This window comes from Arsenicibacter sp. R0_47 (assembly GCF_057652235.1).
The window spans coordinates 26516-41032 of record NZ_JBYFCJ010000015.1 but is presented as its reverse complement, the minus strand read 5'-3'; the positions used below and the strand labels follow the sequence as shown (position 1 = coordinate 41032).

Here is a 14517-nt window from a genome sequence, read left to right as displayed (position 1 = left end):
AAGAACTGCTAAGCAGTGCATTTCTACAAGTTCTCCTTGCGTGTCAGTGCATTCTCTTTGTAAATAGAATTGCATTGAAGACATTTTAACTGCAATCCTGATTTTCCCCATACGTTTGTCCCACAATTACAAGAGTATTTTATCTTAATGCCAGATTTACGTTCGGCTCCCGTCTCGGGCAAGACTGTTGTAAGTGTAATATTGGTTATGAAGGGAAGTCGCAGATTATGGAGAGACTTCTGACTAATCGACTGGAAAGCTCTCTCAAATGGACCATCTTTTAAAACATAGTCGCTCATATGCTGGCCTGTTTTTTTTCCACCAGGCTGGCCGGTACTGGATGGTATTAAACCAACCTCGATCATTTTAGCTGCCCATTCTTTGTTGTGATAGGAATAGCGTGATGGTTCACCATACTCTGCCTGCCACATATGGCACATTTCATGCACCAAGGTACTATGCCAATACTCATCACCTTTATAGAGCGTATCAGGGTTGATGGAAATTTCATGTCTGGTCTGGTTATCGGTTGATTTCCAGTATTCAGCTATGAAGTAACCCGCCGCCCGCCGGTGTCGTGATAGATTGATTAAACAGAATGGTAATTGGTTTTTGAAGAGGGCTTCGTTGTAGTAACTGAATAAATCCTCAAGGGTATTAAACTGCTGTTTGGTAATTCCAGACATGGTTGATTGAGATAGTGATTACGCCTTTAGGTCAAGAATATTAAATGGTCTATTTAATATTTTCAGCTTCAGGTTTTGTAAAGTCCTCCTCCGGATAATTTTGTAATGTACATTACAAAATTACATCAAAAAACATAAATAATACTAGCTTGCTGGTAACCTAATTGATCCAAGGGCCCAGATCAGCTAGTTCTCATTGAACATAATACAACTTTCAATTCGTCAAATTTTAAACTTCAAAGTCAATGATAACTAAAGTCAAAGACCAATGCGGCTTTTCATTCGCCATAATTGTACTTGAATGGGATGGTATAGGCCCCAAAGTTGTTCGCACACGGTATGGTCAGCTCATGGTTAGAAGCCCGCTGGGTGGTTGCTATCTGCGTAAATAAAAGATAATTCCCATCGGCCACAGATAGCTTTACCGATCTCTGTCGCTGATATCTAACCTAAAAAACTCTTTTAGAAATGCAACAATTCGATCTTGACCAGCCTTTAATCGAAATGGTTTCCAGGACGGAGTGTAATAGCTGGACCATTCGCAACAGCCTTGAGGGCACGCAAATATTTGGAGGTATTGGCAGTGGAAAGACCTCTGGATCCGGACATACGATATTATGTAAGTTTTTATTAAATAATTTTGGGGGGCTGGTTCTAACAGCCAAACCAGATGAAAAACAAATGTGGCAACACTGTTGCCAACTTGCCGGACGCAGCAAGGATTTAATTGTGCTGGAGCCAGGCGGAAAGCACGCCTTCAATTTCCTCGATTACGAAGCGCGCCATTCCATGGGTGAAAAAGCTCTCACCGATAACTTAGTACAGGTTCTCAAAACCGTTATTCGAGCGGGTGAAGAAAAAGATGCCGGCAAGTCAGATGACGCTTTCTGGGAATCCGCGTTGGATATGTTGCTCTACAATGTAATCGACTTGTGCCAGCTTGCCTATGACAAGGTATCTATTCAGGACATGTATGACATTGTCATGAGTATACCCAAGGGAAGTGAGAGTCTTCTGACAGATCATCAGACGGTCAAACCATTTCAACAGGCGTTTGAAGCAGCTCGTAAAGTTGTAAATCAGCAAATCGATCACTGGGCAGCTTCATTACCGGTCGAAGACCGCCAGGCCTTGCAGGATGATATAATGTTTGAGCAGCGACTGATTAACGCCTTGCCCGACGCCCGGCTCCTCAAATTCCTAGATACTTTCTTTATGGAGAACTATCTGAACTTAAGTGATAAGACCAGGTCAATTATTGATTTTACCTTTTCCGGATTTTTGTTTCGTCTGTTGCGGGAGCCCGTCTATTCCCTCTTCTGCAAAGGGCGTTCTACATTTACCCCTGAGGATAGTCTGAATGGCAAGATTATTCTGATTAACCTGCCCGTCAAACTCTATCACAAGGTTGGGCGGGACTGCCAGATCCTATTCAAGTATATCTGGCAACGGGCCATGGAAAAGCGGGACATTAACCAAAATGGACGTCCTGTCTTTCTTTGGGCGGATGAAGCCCAGCACTTCCTCCATGAACATGATGCCGAGTATCAGGCGACGGCTCGTAGCAGCCGTATTTGTACGGTTTACATCACGCAGAATATTCCCAGTTACTATGCTTCGATGGGGGGAGCTAAAGCGGAATATCGCGTCAAGTCATTCTTGGGGACATTAGGCACTAAAATCTTTCATGCTAACGCTGATATAGAAACCAATCGGTATGCTTCGGAGCTCATCGGGGACGCCTTCTTTGAAGATCAATCCGAGAGCACAACCATTGCCCAAAACTTTGCCCAAACCCGGTCAAAGTCACTCAAGCTCGAACGGGTGGTACGGCCAGAAGCTTTTGTTCGCCTAAAAACCGGTGGACCCAAGTGTAAATTCGAGGTCGAAGGCTATCTGCATCGTCAGGGCGATAGCCTTCTTAAGGGGCTTAATCACGTCAAGATGACATTTAGTCAAGAATATCAACCTTAATTCATCATTTATTAAAACACGTAAAACCATGAAAAAAAATCTCTATTACCAAACAGTATTTCGCCGTCAAAACCTTATCAAGGACGCTTTCTTAGGCTTTTTTCTAACATTTTGCTCTTGGCCTCGATTAGTGCTCGAAGTATTTTTACGACGCAACATGGGTGAGCGCTATTTTTCATTTTCAAATGTGCTTATTATCAGTGCATTACTGCTTATTTTTCCTACAGCGCTGAGTTCTGTGTTAGATAAGTTTCGTCACTCTTCGAGCTCAAAAGAATTTTTGTTTCATTATGCGACCTGGTACTTATTTGTAGTGGTCTTTTTATACGTAAGCTACCAGCGCCGTGAAGAAATAAAACGCTTACCATCCGTCTTTGATTTCAAAAGGTTCAGCCTTTCAACAGGATTGATTCACCCTTGGTTTTTAGATTTTGATTATGAAGGTAATAAAGGAGATGTACGCCGGATCTCAACTCTATTAGAGCCAGTCGCCTGTTTTATGGTGGGTTTTTTGTTATGGATATTCGGCCAAGCTTTAGGCAACTTGCTCATGTTCTGTAGTATTTTCTATTCATTTAGCTATATGGCTGCTTATCGCAATGGTGATCATTTTGTCATGGATAAAATAGATGAGATGATCTGTAATGAAGAGCTGGTCAACGCTTTTGTCGAAGGCCGTTCTGCCGACGAAACGCGCGGCTTTAACTTTTATGGCCGAAGGCCTGCTGACCCCGATATGCGTCGTCAGCTGGTGGACAGTTTTTTCGAGGAAGACGATGCGGTCATCGCTCTCTAAAGCTCCTTAGCAGTGCTAAGGGAAGAAGTCTGATGAAAACAATAGACATAACCAGATACTGTTCTAACACAGCTTATAGCCTGGTCTCCACCTATTATCCTCCATAGCTATTCATTAACTGACTCTGAAAGTCAGGGGTTCAATTGGTAATCATCATTACAATTGACACATGATCCGCATGATTCAAAGCACCTCTTCGGGGCACGCTAAAGCCTATTATACGTCAGCACTCAGCCAGGCTGATTATTATATCAATGATCAGGAACTCAGCGGTCAGGTCCAGGGGAAACTGGCAGAACGGCTGGGACTGACGGGGCCGGTGACCCGAGAGGTGTTTTTCGCATTGTGCGAAAACCGTAATCCACTTACGAACACTCCCTTAACAGCACGTACCCGCGATGAACGAACGGTAGGCTATGATATTAATTTTCATGCGCCTAAAAGCCTCTCTGTCTTACATGCCTTATCGAAGGATGATCACTTGTTAGAAGCCTTTCAGGAAGCTGTCTGGCAAACGATGCAGGATATTGAAGCTGATACTAAAACGCGGGTGCGCAAAGACTATACTCAAGACGAACGTCAAACCGGCGAAATGCTTTGGGCAGATTTTACTCATATGACCGCAAGGCCTGTAGATGGTCAGCTTCCGGACCCTCACCTTCATGCTCATTGCTATGTATTTAATGCAACGTATGATCAGACAGAACAAAAAATTAAAGCTGTTCAGTTTCGGGATATTAAACGGGATATGCCATACTACCAAGCGCGGTTTCACAAACGCTTATCAGACCAGTTGATTGATCTGGGTTACGATATAAGACGAACCGGCAAATCCTTTGAGATTTCCGGGGTCCCCCAATCGGCTATTGACCTCTTTTCTAAACGTACTGATGAAATTGGACGCATTGCAAAAGAGAAAGGCATTACAGACGCAAAAGAACTCAGTGAACTAGGTGCCCGCACTCGTTCCAGAAAACAATACGGCGTTTCATTGGATGACCTGAAATCAGACTGGCGGCGACAAATCAGGGAGCTACCTGAAAATGAAAAAGAGACTGGTAAGCAAGCCATTCGTCATGCCAAAGTGCGTGAATCAGCCAACCTAACGGCTGATCATTGTATAGACTATGCTCTCAAGCATGGCTTTGAAAGGGCTTCCGTTATTCATGACCGGCGTCTGCTTGAAACAGCCTATCGCCACAGTATTGGTAACCGGCACTTGACACTGGATACGCTGACAATTCATTTCAGGCAGGATAAGCGCTTAATTCAGGTTCAGAATAACAGCCGTATACTTTGCACAACTAAGACCGTTTTAGGCGAAGAGCAGCAGATGGTTAAACTTGCCAGACAGGATCAGGGCAAGCTTAAACCACTTTACCATTCTGCCCCTGAACTCAAACTGGATGGCCAGCAGGCAGAGGCAATTCGTCATATCCTGACAACTACCAACCGGGTCTCAATTATCAGAGGAGCGGCGGGTACGGGCAAAACGACTTTAATGCAGGAAGCTGTTGGGCATATTGAAAAAGCAGGTAAACAGGTTCTGATAGTAGCTCCTTCCTCTGAAGCTTCACGGAACGTTTTGCGGAATGAAGGTTTCACCCAAGCTGAAACAGTCGCCAGACTACTTGTTGACCCTGCATTGCAGAAGCAACTGACAAATCAGGTATTATGGGTTGATGAAGCGGGGCTTCTTGGCACCACAGATATGACAGCCTTACTTGAACTGGCGCAACGGCAAAATGCGAGGCTTATTCTGGGGGGCGACAGTAGACAACACAGCAGCGTACTGCGCGGAGATGCGCTACGTATACTCAATACCGTAGCCGGAATACGGACGGCTGAGGTAAGCCGGATTTACCGGCAAAAGCATATTCCGTATCGGGAGGCCGTTGAAGCACTTGCTGATGGAAAGGTTACCGATGCGTTTAAGAAGCTACAAGATATAGGCTTTATCCAGCAGGTTGACCCGCTAAAACCTCATGAGCAGCTTGTTGCGGACTATATGGATACAATTAAAGCCGGAAAAACGGCACTAGTCGTATCGCCCACGCATGCTGAAGGTGACAATGTAACGCATCTGATTCGGGAGAAGCTCAAAGCCAACGGAAATCTAGGAAAGAAAGAGCTAACGGTAAACCGGTTAAGCAACTTAAATCTGACCCAGGCTCAGAAAGCTGACTGGCGAAATTTTCAAGCGGGTCAGGTTATACAGTTCAGTCAGAATAGACCTGGCATTAAAAGAGGAAGCCAGTGGATAGTAGAACGGGCTTCAGCCAAAGGTATTTTTATTCGCAATGGAGAAGATATACTTCCTTTACCCGTTGGAAAAAGCAGTGATTATGAACTTTATAAGCCGGAAGAAATCAAGCTTGCCAAGGGAGATAAAGTACGTATCACACGGAACGGATTCGATCAGGAAAAAAATCGGCTTAATAACGGACAAGTCTTAGAGGTTGTCAAAGTTGGCAAGTCCAGCCCTATCATTTTACGGAACCCAGTCAGCCGTGCAGAGTACAGGCTGAACCAGCAGTATGGCCATCTTGCGTATGCTTATTGTGTCACCTCACATGCTTCACAGGGCAAGACCGTAGATGAGGTCTTTATTGCACAGCCAGCCGCCACATTTCCGGGAACAGATGCTAAACAATTCTACGTATCTGTTTCAAGGGGACGTGACCGAGCCCGTATTTATACTGATAACTATGAAGCATTACTGTCATACGCATCGCGGATGGGCGATCGCCAGTCGGCCATAGAACTGGTCCTCCAGTCTGATATGACAGAAGATCTGATACATCATCATATCCGTGAGGAGCTAACCAGAACGCCACACAACGCGCCGGTCGCTAAGGACAGCGCTAATTTATCACCGTCTAAACGTAAAGATCGTCATTATGAGCCACAGCTTTAAATTACGTTTTGATCAAATGCGGGAAGGCAACCCAACAGGTGATCCGGAAACAGTAAATCAGGGAACGGCTTACACTCCACCTGACCGACCACGAAGCCTTGCCATATTATGGCCGGACGCCCGGCAGCATTTTCTTAACTACGCCTATCTGATTGCAGGCGAGTTCCGATCTGATGGAGAAAAAAATATAATACAGCTCCTATTTTCCGGATACTCACTAACAATCACCGGTTATAGTCTGGAGCCGCTATTTCTGGATCTGGTTGAGATGAGTGTCCGCTGGATTATCGTTCAGGATGAGCGTTACAGGATCATTGAAGACACAGGAACAATGGTAACGGATGCACAGATCGAACAGCGAAATTAACTAAGGCGTCAATCTGATATTAGTCTTAAAAACCAGAAAGACAGCCGGAGATTGTGGCCCTCCGGCTGTTTCTGATTTAGCGCTGTTGCTTATTACGGCGGACAGCTAAAGTTGCGCCCTGTCCTTTAGTTTGCAGATAGGCAATTCCTAACGCATTGATTGAAAGATTGAGACCGTCCTGGTCACTATGCTCCCACGCACTTCCAACCCGATGCCATTCAGATTTGTTACTGCCTTCTCTGACTTCAACTACGTAAACAGCATGGGTAGGGGTTTTGGAATTATTTTCGGTTTGGTCTGTCATCAGCAAATCTCCTTTTTTGTGCTGTTGATGATGGTAGCGAAAAAAGCGCAGGCAGGCGGGATAGCTCCCCGAAGCCTGAAAATCGATACATAGTGTCTATTTTCAGGCTAAGTCGCAGAGCATTTTTAACGACGTTAAAAATGAGGGATAAGCGTTGGCCAGACAGTCTCGCTTAGGCTGCCATTCATTTGTCAACAGATCAAAACAGGAAAATTGATCGTCTGATGCCTCCACAAGCCTCAATATATCCATCACCTTCCGGCAGTCCCATACAGAGATCAGGAGGGCTGTAGTTTATGAATATACTCAACGGCCTTCTGAGCGTGGGATGCAGCTGTAATAATCAGGCGCTTATCATTCTGTAGAGCCTCAAGCCAGGATTGCAGGTAAGCTGCATGGTACTCCTCCGGTACAGGCTCAAAACCCAAATCAGCAGCCAAAAAACTAGCACCTAATTCTGCAACAAGCTCTTCGCGGGCGTAACCTTCATCTCCGTAGCGTTTACGGCCTAAGTCGCGGTTCAAACGTTGAGGGTGTTTTGTCCAGTGAGTCAACTCATGAGCTAATACGCCATAGTATCGGGTAACGCTTTCAAAACTCTCAAATGGCGGCATCTGAATACGGTCCGTTATTTGTGAATATGAAGCTTGTCCTCCGGTATAGATGTCTGCCTTCGTCTGAGCAAAGAAGAGATCGAGCGCCTCATTTCTTTGATGAGTGTTAACAGAAGTAATTTCAGGCCCCTGATAGAATTTCTCCGGTAAACCATCAATCTGAGTGGCATTAAAAACGGTAAAGGTTTTCAAAAACGGAATTTGGCTTACACTACGTTCACCATCCTCATTTTCATGCTCTTTAATTATCTTATCTGCATACACAACCGGAGTTCCTTTTTCGCCTTTACGAACACTGGCTTTCAGATCAGCAGCTTGTTTAAAGGTCATCCAGTAGGGAGAGATATAGCCCTTATCTGCGGATGTCCCCCATAAAAGCAGGGTATTAATTCCTGTATAGGGGATTGAATTCCATCGGAGAGGCCGCGTAACATGGCCGGCTAAATGATCACTATGCCAGGGCTTACGCCAAGTCAGTTGCCCCTTTTCCAGATCAGCCAGTATTTTATTAGTAATACGGTTATAGATATCCCCCTGAGATGTATCTGATCCATGATTATATTGAGTGTCGGTTGGTGTAGAAGTCATTTCAGATATCCTTCTGTTTGTGGTTGGTCAGTTGATGGCGAAAAACCGGGCGGCTTTAGCGAACAAACCAGCCAGAATATTGGTCTGGCGGGGAATGCGAGGCTGTGCCTCGCAGGCGAATATTGTGGTTGGTGACGCTGAGCGCTGTCCGGTAAGCATTCAGCTAAATGACTAACCGCAGACAGAGGGTATGCAATCACACCAGACAAGACCTGAATACTATTTTGGCATCAGCCCTTCATCAGCGAGAGAACAATAATTACGCGGTGTAATGATCAGGTGATCAAGAATAGAGATATCCAGTAGTTTACCCCCTTCTACGAGTTTACGCGTCAGGCTGATGTCGCTTGCGCTCGGTTTTAAATTTCCGCTTGGATGATTATGAGCTAAAATAATAGATGTGGCTTTTGACTTGATCGCTGTAGCGAAGATCAGTCGTGGATTGGCGAAACACGACGTCATGGTGCCTGATGCAATACTGGATATGGCCAGGCAATTATTTTGCTGGTCAAGCAGGAGAATTTTAAATTGTTCAACCAACTCGACTTTGTTATCATCCCAGGCCTGTAAAAGGATCTCATATGCCGTTGCCGAACGGGTGAGTGTATACGATCCGGATAAGGAATTTTATTCCGGTACACGATCTCGACCTCATTGACCTTAAACAAAGACTGTATGTTATACTGCATATAGGCTCCCTAAAAAGAGAGGTTAAGCTGATGCATATGCCAGGCATTGACATCCTTGTGTGGTATATAAAGCCGGTTCATGGGCTTATGAAGTAAATCGGCTTGAGTGGCGGCAAACGCTGCGAAAGTCTGAGTTGCTTTTCCTCCAGCATAATCGTTATCCAGCCAGCTGTAGGCAACGCGGTATCCATAATTCCGGATGTAGGCAATGGCTTCTGTCAAACCGGTTACAGAATTAAGAACAATCGTATCTCCTTTGAACCCTGGTATTTTTGCCTGCATCAATGCCGAAAGGTAGTCTATGCCTCCTTCAAACAGGTGGATACTATCTGGTTTCGGTACCTGCCCCCGTATAAATGAAATGGCTTTATGGCCAAGTGAACCCTTAAAGAAAGGATTCCGAAGTTCATAGCCCCCTTCTACATTAGCGAGGCCCAACGAAAAGAAGCTTTTATGTGTCTGACGGTTTCGAACGTGAATTTCTTTTAAATATAAACGAGCCAAATCCGGATCAATACCACGCTTTGTCAGATACTGAATTAATCCAAGATGCTGAATAGGCTTTTTATCTTTCAATATCAATTCGGGTTCAGGCTTAGGCAGCGGGTCCGGATAAAAGGAATGGACGTTAAGCGGAGCGACAGACATATTTCCCAGCCACCGTAATGCATCTGAAACGGTATAATCCTCTTTCGTGTGTTTTAAGTAAGCACATGCCAAATCTATAGGGTCCCCTCCTCTTCCATCTCCATAGTCGTGCCATCTATTGGCTTTGGTATAGACCCAGAAACTCGGTGTTTTCTCTTTTCTTATAGGTGAAAGATAAAGTAACTTATCAACTGTTTGCCGCCGTGGGTGTATCGACAGATTAAGAAGAATTTCGGCAATAGGAATGGCTTTCGCCTGATCAATATTCATGGCGACCTCATTAGACAAAGTTGAGAAAAGGGGTTTTATAAAGCAGTCAGCACTTAACGATGCAGCCGCTGCTCAATAAACTTGTCCAGATTTGACCGCCGATAACGCACCGATCTGCCGATGTAAATCGGCTTAAGATCATAGCGTTTTGTACAGTCCCAAACCGCCAGTGTACCAGGTGAAACGTTCAGATAACGGGCAGCAGTTTTGCGGTCCAGTAAGGGTTCGATTTTTTCAGTCATCGGTATCCTCCATCGCTCGGGCTATAGGCAGACATTAACAAGGCCAACGTCCTATGACTAGGAATATATTCATGTTATCAGCAGAAGTAGCCGGAAATCAATAGGAATTTTATCCTGTTAATAAGGAATAATGTATATACGGACAAAGTCATAGCCTTTTTATGATATTCTTGGCAGCCGGAAAGCTCTCTGATATTTATTAAGAAATTTGATACACTTTAACCGGTATGCTTATATAAGGAGCCCGCCTGAGAGGCTTTCGCTCGCTAATAGGAAACCCCTTATGCTTCATGCTTTTACTGCATCCGACAAGGCTGAAATGGTTTTTAAACGGCCATTCAATGTTCGTTGTAAGCAATACATGACCCCCCCCCCCTATTTTCATATTATTCATAATGGCCGTTTATCGTTTCGCTTAAAATACAGCGCCGTATTATTACTCTTTCTTACAATAACAATATGGTCTCTGACGACCGGCTTTTCATCTGCGGCCGATTCTAACCCAAATGTAGAACAGTCTTTAAAGGCTATTTACGCGCAGATGCGCGTAAATCCCATGCTCTATCAGGTTACCGAACCTCATGTTGTCGGTGGCCGTGCCGATCCTGTTGGATCACCCTGCGCCATGCCGCCCGGCACCATTTTCTACGACAAGCCGCTTGATCTCTTTATCTATTGCAACGGTAAAACATGGAAACGCTTTGGCGCTGGCCGCGACGATTAATTGTCGCACTCCTATTGATTGGTGTGTATAGCACTGCTTATGCGCAAACCCCGCCTTGCGCCGTCGCAAGCGATGCCGGTAACTCCTATGAAAACTGTGCTGGTAATAATTGCGAGCGCATGGTGTGTAATGGCTCGGCCTATGTTCCGCTTGAAATCTGGTCAAAAACTCTTGGAACCAAAAATATTGATTTAGGCAATGACACGAGTACCTGTAATACCGGACGCACTGGACGCTTAAGATGGACAGGAACCATAATAGAAGTTTGTAGTGGAACCACTTGGCGCACTTTGCCAGGGCCTCAAATTACTGACTTTACATCTGTAGGCACTGGGATTTATCCAATTCCAGCGGGTGCCACACATATTACAGTAATTACTATCGGGGGTGGTGGGGGTGGTGGATCAGGATCAGTCGGCGGAAGTGGTACTGCTCGGGGCGGTGGGGGTGGTGGAAGTTCTGGTGGAGCGATTGGAGGAACATTTAATTTAACAAAATATGGAAATCCAACAAATTTAATAATTGTAGTGGGCAGTGGTGGTGCTGGCGGTAACCCTTCTGGAGGAACAAATGGCATAAATGGATCGGACGGTACTCCATCTTATGTGATAGCAAATAATGTAAGGCTAGTTTCTGCTGACGGGGGAACAAAAGGCAATGGTGGTGGGATTAATTTAGCTGGTTCAGGTGGCGCAGCCCCTTTTAATGGCGCTTCTGGTGCAAACGGGGGAAATACTTCCGCTGCAGGTTCTGCTGGAAATGGACCTACCTATTCCGGCGGCGGCGGCGGGGGTAGCGGGCTAAATGCATCAGCAATACAAACTTCATTTAGTGTGGGAGGATATGCAGAGTCTGGCACTACTAGCACACCTAATATAGCAGGTAGCGCGGGTATGAATGGTATTTTAGCAGGATCAGGAGGAAACGGTGGCACTCTTGGAGGAAATGGTGGCGCAGGGGGACGAGGCGCTGGCGGCGGGGGTGGGGGAGCTAATTCAAGTGGAAGCTCGGGGGCTGGCGGAAGTGGTGGAAATGGAATCGTTCGTATAATGACTTACTTTTAATTCAAGGGAGCAAAGAAATGAAATTTTATATAAACGCATACCTTATTATTATTCTATTTGTTGGATTTATCATTTCCTCTAGCTCTTGGGCACAAACACCTCCCTGCTCAAACTCCACACATGCGGGAAACTCTTACGAAAACTGTGCTTCAAACGTTTGCGAAAGAATGGTCTGTGATGGTGCGTCCTTTTTACCATTAGAAATATGGACTTCCAGCGGCACAAAAAATATTGACTTAGGAAATGACTCCAGCACATGTAATAGCTCACGTAATGGTCGTTTACGTTATACAGGAACAACAGTACAAGTATGCAACGGGACTACATGGACAGCTTTAACAACAAGCTCAAGCGCACAGATGACTGAGTATACTTCTGCCGGAAGCTTTATTTACACAGTTCCGGCAAATGCAACTTCCCTATATATTGTGGTTTTAGGCGGTGGAGGTGGAGGCGGGTCAGGCGGAAAATATACCCCGGGATATAATACGGGTGGTGGCGGTGGCGGGGGGTCAGGCGGCGCAGCAAGCGGAAATTTTGTTTTAGCTAACTATGGCAATCCAGCTAGTCTAAACATCACTGTTGGTACAGGCGGATCAGGGGGCATTGGAGTTACAGCCAGTTCTATGGGCAACGCGGGCACTGACGGCGGATCAAGTACTGTTATTGCAGGATCTACTACCCTACTATCTGCTGCTGGTGGCATAAAAGGAAATGGTGGTACATGGACTTTTGGGGGTAATAACAACGGCGGAACTGCTGTTACAGGAGGAGTTTCGGGCGGAAAAGGCGGTGGACTGGCCGCAGCAATCGCAGGTAGCTCATCATCAGGGTTTTCAGGCGGAGGCGGAGGTGGAGGTGGAGGTACTACATACATGACAACCTCTACTGCTTTTGGCGCTGGCGGCTCAGCACAATTTGGAAGCGTAACGACTAACTCTGCATCATCTTCTTCTGGTATAAATGGTGCTATAGCAGGATCAGGAGGAAATGGTGCTGCCTCGACCTTGAGTTGTATAGATGGTCCAACCGGTGGAGCTGGCGGTCGTAGTGCTGGCGGCGGCGGCGGCGGTGCTTTAGCCTGTTCAGGTAGCAATAAGTCTGGGGATGGAGGCTCGGGCGGATCAGGATATGTTCAGATTACAGCCTTTTTTTGATCGTAGATTTTTTGAGAGTTCTATAGTATTCAATCAAGTTACGTGTGAAAACGTACCTTATGCTCTTATCCTCAAAATTTGTAATAACACAACCTATTCCAGAACTCCATCAATATAATCAGCGTATTCCTGCATCATTTTTGTACGCTGTGACAGAAACAGGGCACGGTCATAAGCGCGGTCTACACTACTTTTAGGAACGTGAGCCAGTTGCCTGTCAGCAATTTCGTGAGGATAACACAACTTCTCCTTCAGGATTCCCAAGGCAAGTGATCGAAATCCATGACCTGTCATTTTACCGCTGTAACCCATCCGTTTTATTGCGACAAGCATAGTATTTTTACACATATGTGTCTTTGTGTTATAGTAGCTAGGAAATATAAAACCCCTGTTTTCATTCAATTCTTTAAGTTCTTGGAAAATTTTCAATGACTGCTGTGCTAATGGAACAATATGAGGAAGCTTCATTTTCATGCGTTCCGCAGGAATGATCCAGATAGCCTTATCAAAATTGATTTCATCCCACCTCGCCTCTACAAGTTCACATGTACGAACAAATGTCAGAAGTAAAAGTCTGATGGCCAAAAAAGTCTGTCGATGCACTTTGCTCTCATAGTTGTTGAGACAAGCTAAAAATTCAGGAAATTCATCCACTGAAATGGACGCATAATGTCCTCGTTTAAACTTTTGCATTGCTGCCTCTAAACCATATGTAGGATCACTATCTGCCCGACCGGTAGCAATAGCATACTTAAATACATGGCTACACATGGCCTTCATCCGGCGCGCGAGATCAGGAGCTGTTTTTTCAATTTTCTGAATACAATTCAGCATAAGAACCGGTTTAATTTCAGAAAGAGGGAAACCGCCCAAGCAGGGAAATATATATTTCTCAAAACGGTGTTTAATGATATCTGCATGTTTTGGCTTCCATAAAGAAATCTGCTTGCTATACCATTCCAGAGCCATCGACTTAAAATCTAGCTGCTGTTTCAATGCCTGCGTTTGAGCCTCTTTGAGTCGTTTCAATACAGGATCGATACCTATTTTTATATCTCGTTTAATCTCATCTTTGGCCTTACGGGCATCTGCTATTGAAATGGCAGGATAGGCCCCAATAGAAATACGCTTTTCCTTACCGTGAAGCCGGTACTTGAGGCGCCATAACTTTGTCCCATTCGGAGTGACTTCAAGGTATAATCCTTCACCATCTGCCAGTTTATAAGACTTGATTCTGGGTTTAGCTGTCTGGCATGCCATATTTGATAATGCCATGATTACACCTCATGCTGCTTGTTACTATCAATTTCGAAGTCCAAGGGCCATTTCATGCCCCCAATCATGCCCCCACTTTTGGTTACTGTGGGTGAATGATAGGAATATATTGATAAAGACAGGATAAACCTAAGGCATTGCGAAAATTGAATAATTCCCGCTTTGTTAAAGACAAATAATGTCAGTAAAAAAAAGAGTGGTG

14 protein-coding genes are annotated in these 14517 nt (G+C 45.0%); 7 read left to right on the top strand and 7 right to left on the bottom strand.

The window, feature by feature from the left end; genetic code table 11:
* Window positions 1–23: 23 nt before the first annotated feature.
* The gene (locus AC23NW_RS21655) at window positions 24–686 is read right to left on the bottom strand and encodes a SprT-like domain-containing protein (protein WP_487451977.1); all 663 of its coding nucleotides are present in this window, start codon (window positions 684–686) and stop codon (window positions 24–26) included.
* Window positions 687–1154: 468 nt separating this feature from the next.
* Between AC23NW_RS21655 and AC23NW_RS21650 the strand changes: the two genes are divergently transcribed.
* The 4 genes from AC23NW_RS21650 to AC23NW_RS21635 all read left to right on the top strand — a co-directional run bounded on the left by AC23NW_RS21650 (window position 1155) and on the right by AC23NW_RS21635 (window position 6740).
* Window positions 1155–2660 (top strand): type IV secretory system conjugative DNA transfer family protein, encoded by a 1506-nt coding sequence (locus AC23NW_RS21650; protein WP_487451976.1) that lies wholly within the window; start codon window positions 1155–1157, stop codon window positions 2658–2660.
* 28 nt (window positions 2661–2688) lie between these two features.
* Window positions 2689–3456 (top strand): hypothetical protein, encoded by a 768-nt coding sequence (locus AC23NW_RS21645; RefSeq protein WP_487451974.1) that lies wholly within the window; start codon window positions 2689–2691, stop codon window positions 3454–3456.
* 169 nt (window positions 3457–3625) lie between these two features.
* Window positions 3626–6373 carry a MobF family relaxase gene (mobF, locus tag AC23NW_RS21640; RefSeq protein WP_487451972.1) on the top strand — a complete coding sequence of 916 codons (2748 nt, stop codon included), beginning with the start codon at window positions 3626–3628 and terminating at the stop codon, window positions 6371–6373.
* On the top strand, window positions 6357–6740 hold the full coding sequence (locus tag AC23NW_RS21635; RefSeq protein WP_487451971.1) for a hypothetical protein: 384 nt from the start codon (window positions 6357–6359) through the stop codon (window positions 6738–6740). The genes mobF and AC23NW_RS21635 overlap by 17 nt, the downstream gene beginning before the upstream one ends.
* A gap of 76 nt (window positions 6741–6816) precedes the next feature.
* Here AC23NW_RS21635 and AC23NW_RS21630 read toward each other — a convergent pair whose 3' ends face one another.
* From AC23NW_RS21630 to AC23NW_RS21610, 5 genes are all read right to left on the bottom strand, one after another.
* Window positions 6817–7044 carry a hypothetical protein gene (locus tag AC23NW_RS21630; RefSeq protein WP_487451970.1) on the bottom strand — a complete coding sequence of 76 codons (228 nt, stop codon included), beginning with the start codon at window positions 7042–7044 and terminating at the stop codon, window positions 6817–6819.
* 278 nt (window positions 7045–7322) lie between these two features.
* A complete protein-coding gene (locus tag AC23NW_RS21625; RefSeq protein WP_487451968.1) occupies window positions 7323–8246 on the bottom strand; it encodes an ArdC family protein in 924 nt (307 codons plus the stop codon).
* Window positions 8247–8465: 219 nt separating this feature from the next.
* The gene (locus tag AC23NW_RS21620) at window positions 8466–8786 is read right to left on the bottom strand and encodes a JAB domain-containing protein (RefSeq protein WP_487451967.1); all 321 of its coding nucleotides are present in this window, start codon (window positions 8784–8786) and stop codon (window positions 8466–8468) included.
* Between the two features lie 158 nt (window positions 8787–8944).
* Window positions 8945–9853 (bottom strand): toprim domain-containing protein, encoded by a 909-nt coding sequence (locus AC23NW_RS21615; protein WP_487451966.1) that lies wholly within the window; start codon window positions 9851–9853, stop codon window positions 8945–8947.
* Between the two features lie 53 nt (window positions 9854–9906).
* Entirely contained in the window at window positions 9907–10095 is a 189-nt protein-coding gene (locus tag AC23NW_RS21610) for a helix-turn-helix domain-containing protein (protein ID WP_487451965.1), read from the bottom strand.
* 283 nt (window positions 10096–10378) lie between these two features.
* Between AC23NW_RS21610 and AC23NW_RS21605 the strand changes: the two genes are divergently transcribed.
* Genes AC23NW_RS21605 through AC23NW_RS21595 form a run of 3 tightly spaced genes read left to right on the top strand, consistent with a single transcriptional unit; the run spans window position 10379 to window position 13040 of the window.
* Window positions 10379–10819 carry a hypothetical protein gene (locus AC23NW_RS21605; RefSeq protein WP_487451963.1) on the top strand — a complete coding sequence of 147 codons (441 nt, stop codon included), beginning with the start codon at window positions 10379–10381 and terminating at the stop codon, window positions 10817–10819.
* Window positions 10786–11883: a glycine-rich domain-containing protein gene (locus AC23NW_RS21600; RefSeq protein ID WP_487451962.1), complete on the top strand. Its 1098-nt coding sequence runs from the start codon at window positions 10786–10788 to the stop codon at window positions 11881–11883. The genes AC23NW_RS21605 and AC23NW_RS21600 overlap by 34 nt, the downstream gene beginning before the upstream one ends.
* Before the next feature lie 17 nt (window positions 11884–11900).
* Window positions 11901–13040, top strand: a complete 1140-nt coding sequence (locus AC23NW_RS21595) for a glycine-rich domain-containing protein (RefSeq protein ID WP_487451960.1) — start codon at window positions 11901–11903, stop codon at window positions 13038–13040.
* 93 nt (window positions 13041–13133) lie between these two features.
* On the opposite strand, the gene AC23NW_RS21590 is transcribed toward AC23NW_RS21595, so the two are convergent.
* A complete protein-coding gene (locus tag AC23NW_RS21590; RefSeq protein ID WP_487451959.1) occupies window positions 13134–14315 on the bottom strand; it encodes a tyrosine-type recombinase/integrase in 1182 nt (393 codons plus the stop codon).
* Window positions 14316–14517 lie beyond the last annotated feature (202 nt).

Bases quoted from the DNA above. Each gene is read 5' to 3' on its own strand.
- AC23NW_RS21655 (WP_487451977.1), bottom strand. From the start codon at position 686: ATGTCTGGAATTACCAAACAGCAGTTTAATACCCTTGAGGATTTATTC.
- AC23NW_RS21650 (WP_487451976.1), top strand. From the start codon at position 1,155: ATGCAACAATTCGATCTTGACCAGCCTTTAATCGAAATGGTTTCCAGG.
- AC23NW_RS21645 (WP_487451974.1), top strand. From the start codon at position 2,689: ATGAAAAAAAATCTCTATTACCAAACAGTATTTCGCCGTCAAAACCTT.
- mobF (WP_487451972.1), top strand. From the start codon at position 3,626: ATGATCCGCATGATTCAAAGCACCTCTTCGGGGCACGCTAAAGCCTAT.
- AC23NW_RS21635 (WP_487451971.1), top strand. From the start codon at position 6,357: ATGAGCCACAGCTTTAAATTACGTTTTGATCAAATGCGGGAAGGCAAC.
- AC23NW_RS21630 (WP_487451970.1), bottom strand. From the start codon at position 7,044: ATGACAGACCAAACCGAAAATAATTCCAAAACCCCTACCCATGCTGTT.
- AC23NW_RS21625 (WP_487451968.1), bottom strand. From the start codon at position 8,246: ATGACTTCTACACCAACCGACACTCAATATAATCATGGATCAGATACA.
- AC23NW_RS21615 (WP_487451966.1), bottom strand. From the start codon at position 9,853: ATGAATATTGATCAGGCGAAAGCCATTCCTATTGCCGAAATTCTTCTT.
- AC23NW_RS21610 (WP_487451965.1), bottom strand. From the start codon at position 10,095: ATGACTGAAAAAATCGAACCCTTACTGGACCGCAAAACTGCTGCCCGT.
- AC23NW_RS21605 (WP_487451963.1), top strand. From the start codon at position 10,379: ATGCTTCATGCTTTTACTGCATCCGACAAGGCTGAAATGGTTTTTAAA.
- AC23NW_RS21600 (WP_487451962.1), top strand. From the start codon at position 10,786: ATGGAAACGCTTTGGCGCTGGCCGCGACGATTAATTGTCGCACTCCTA.
- AC23NW_RS21595 (WP_487451960.1), top strand. From the start codon at position 11,901: ATGAAATTTTATATAAACGCATACCTTATTATTATTCTATTTGTTGGA.
- AC23NW_RS21590 (WP_487451959.1), bottom strand. From the start codon at position 14,315: ATGGCATTATCAAATATGGCATGCCAGACAGCTAAACCCAGAATCAAG.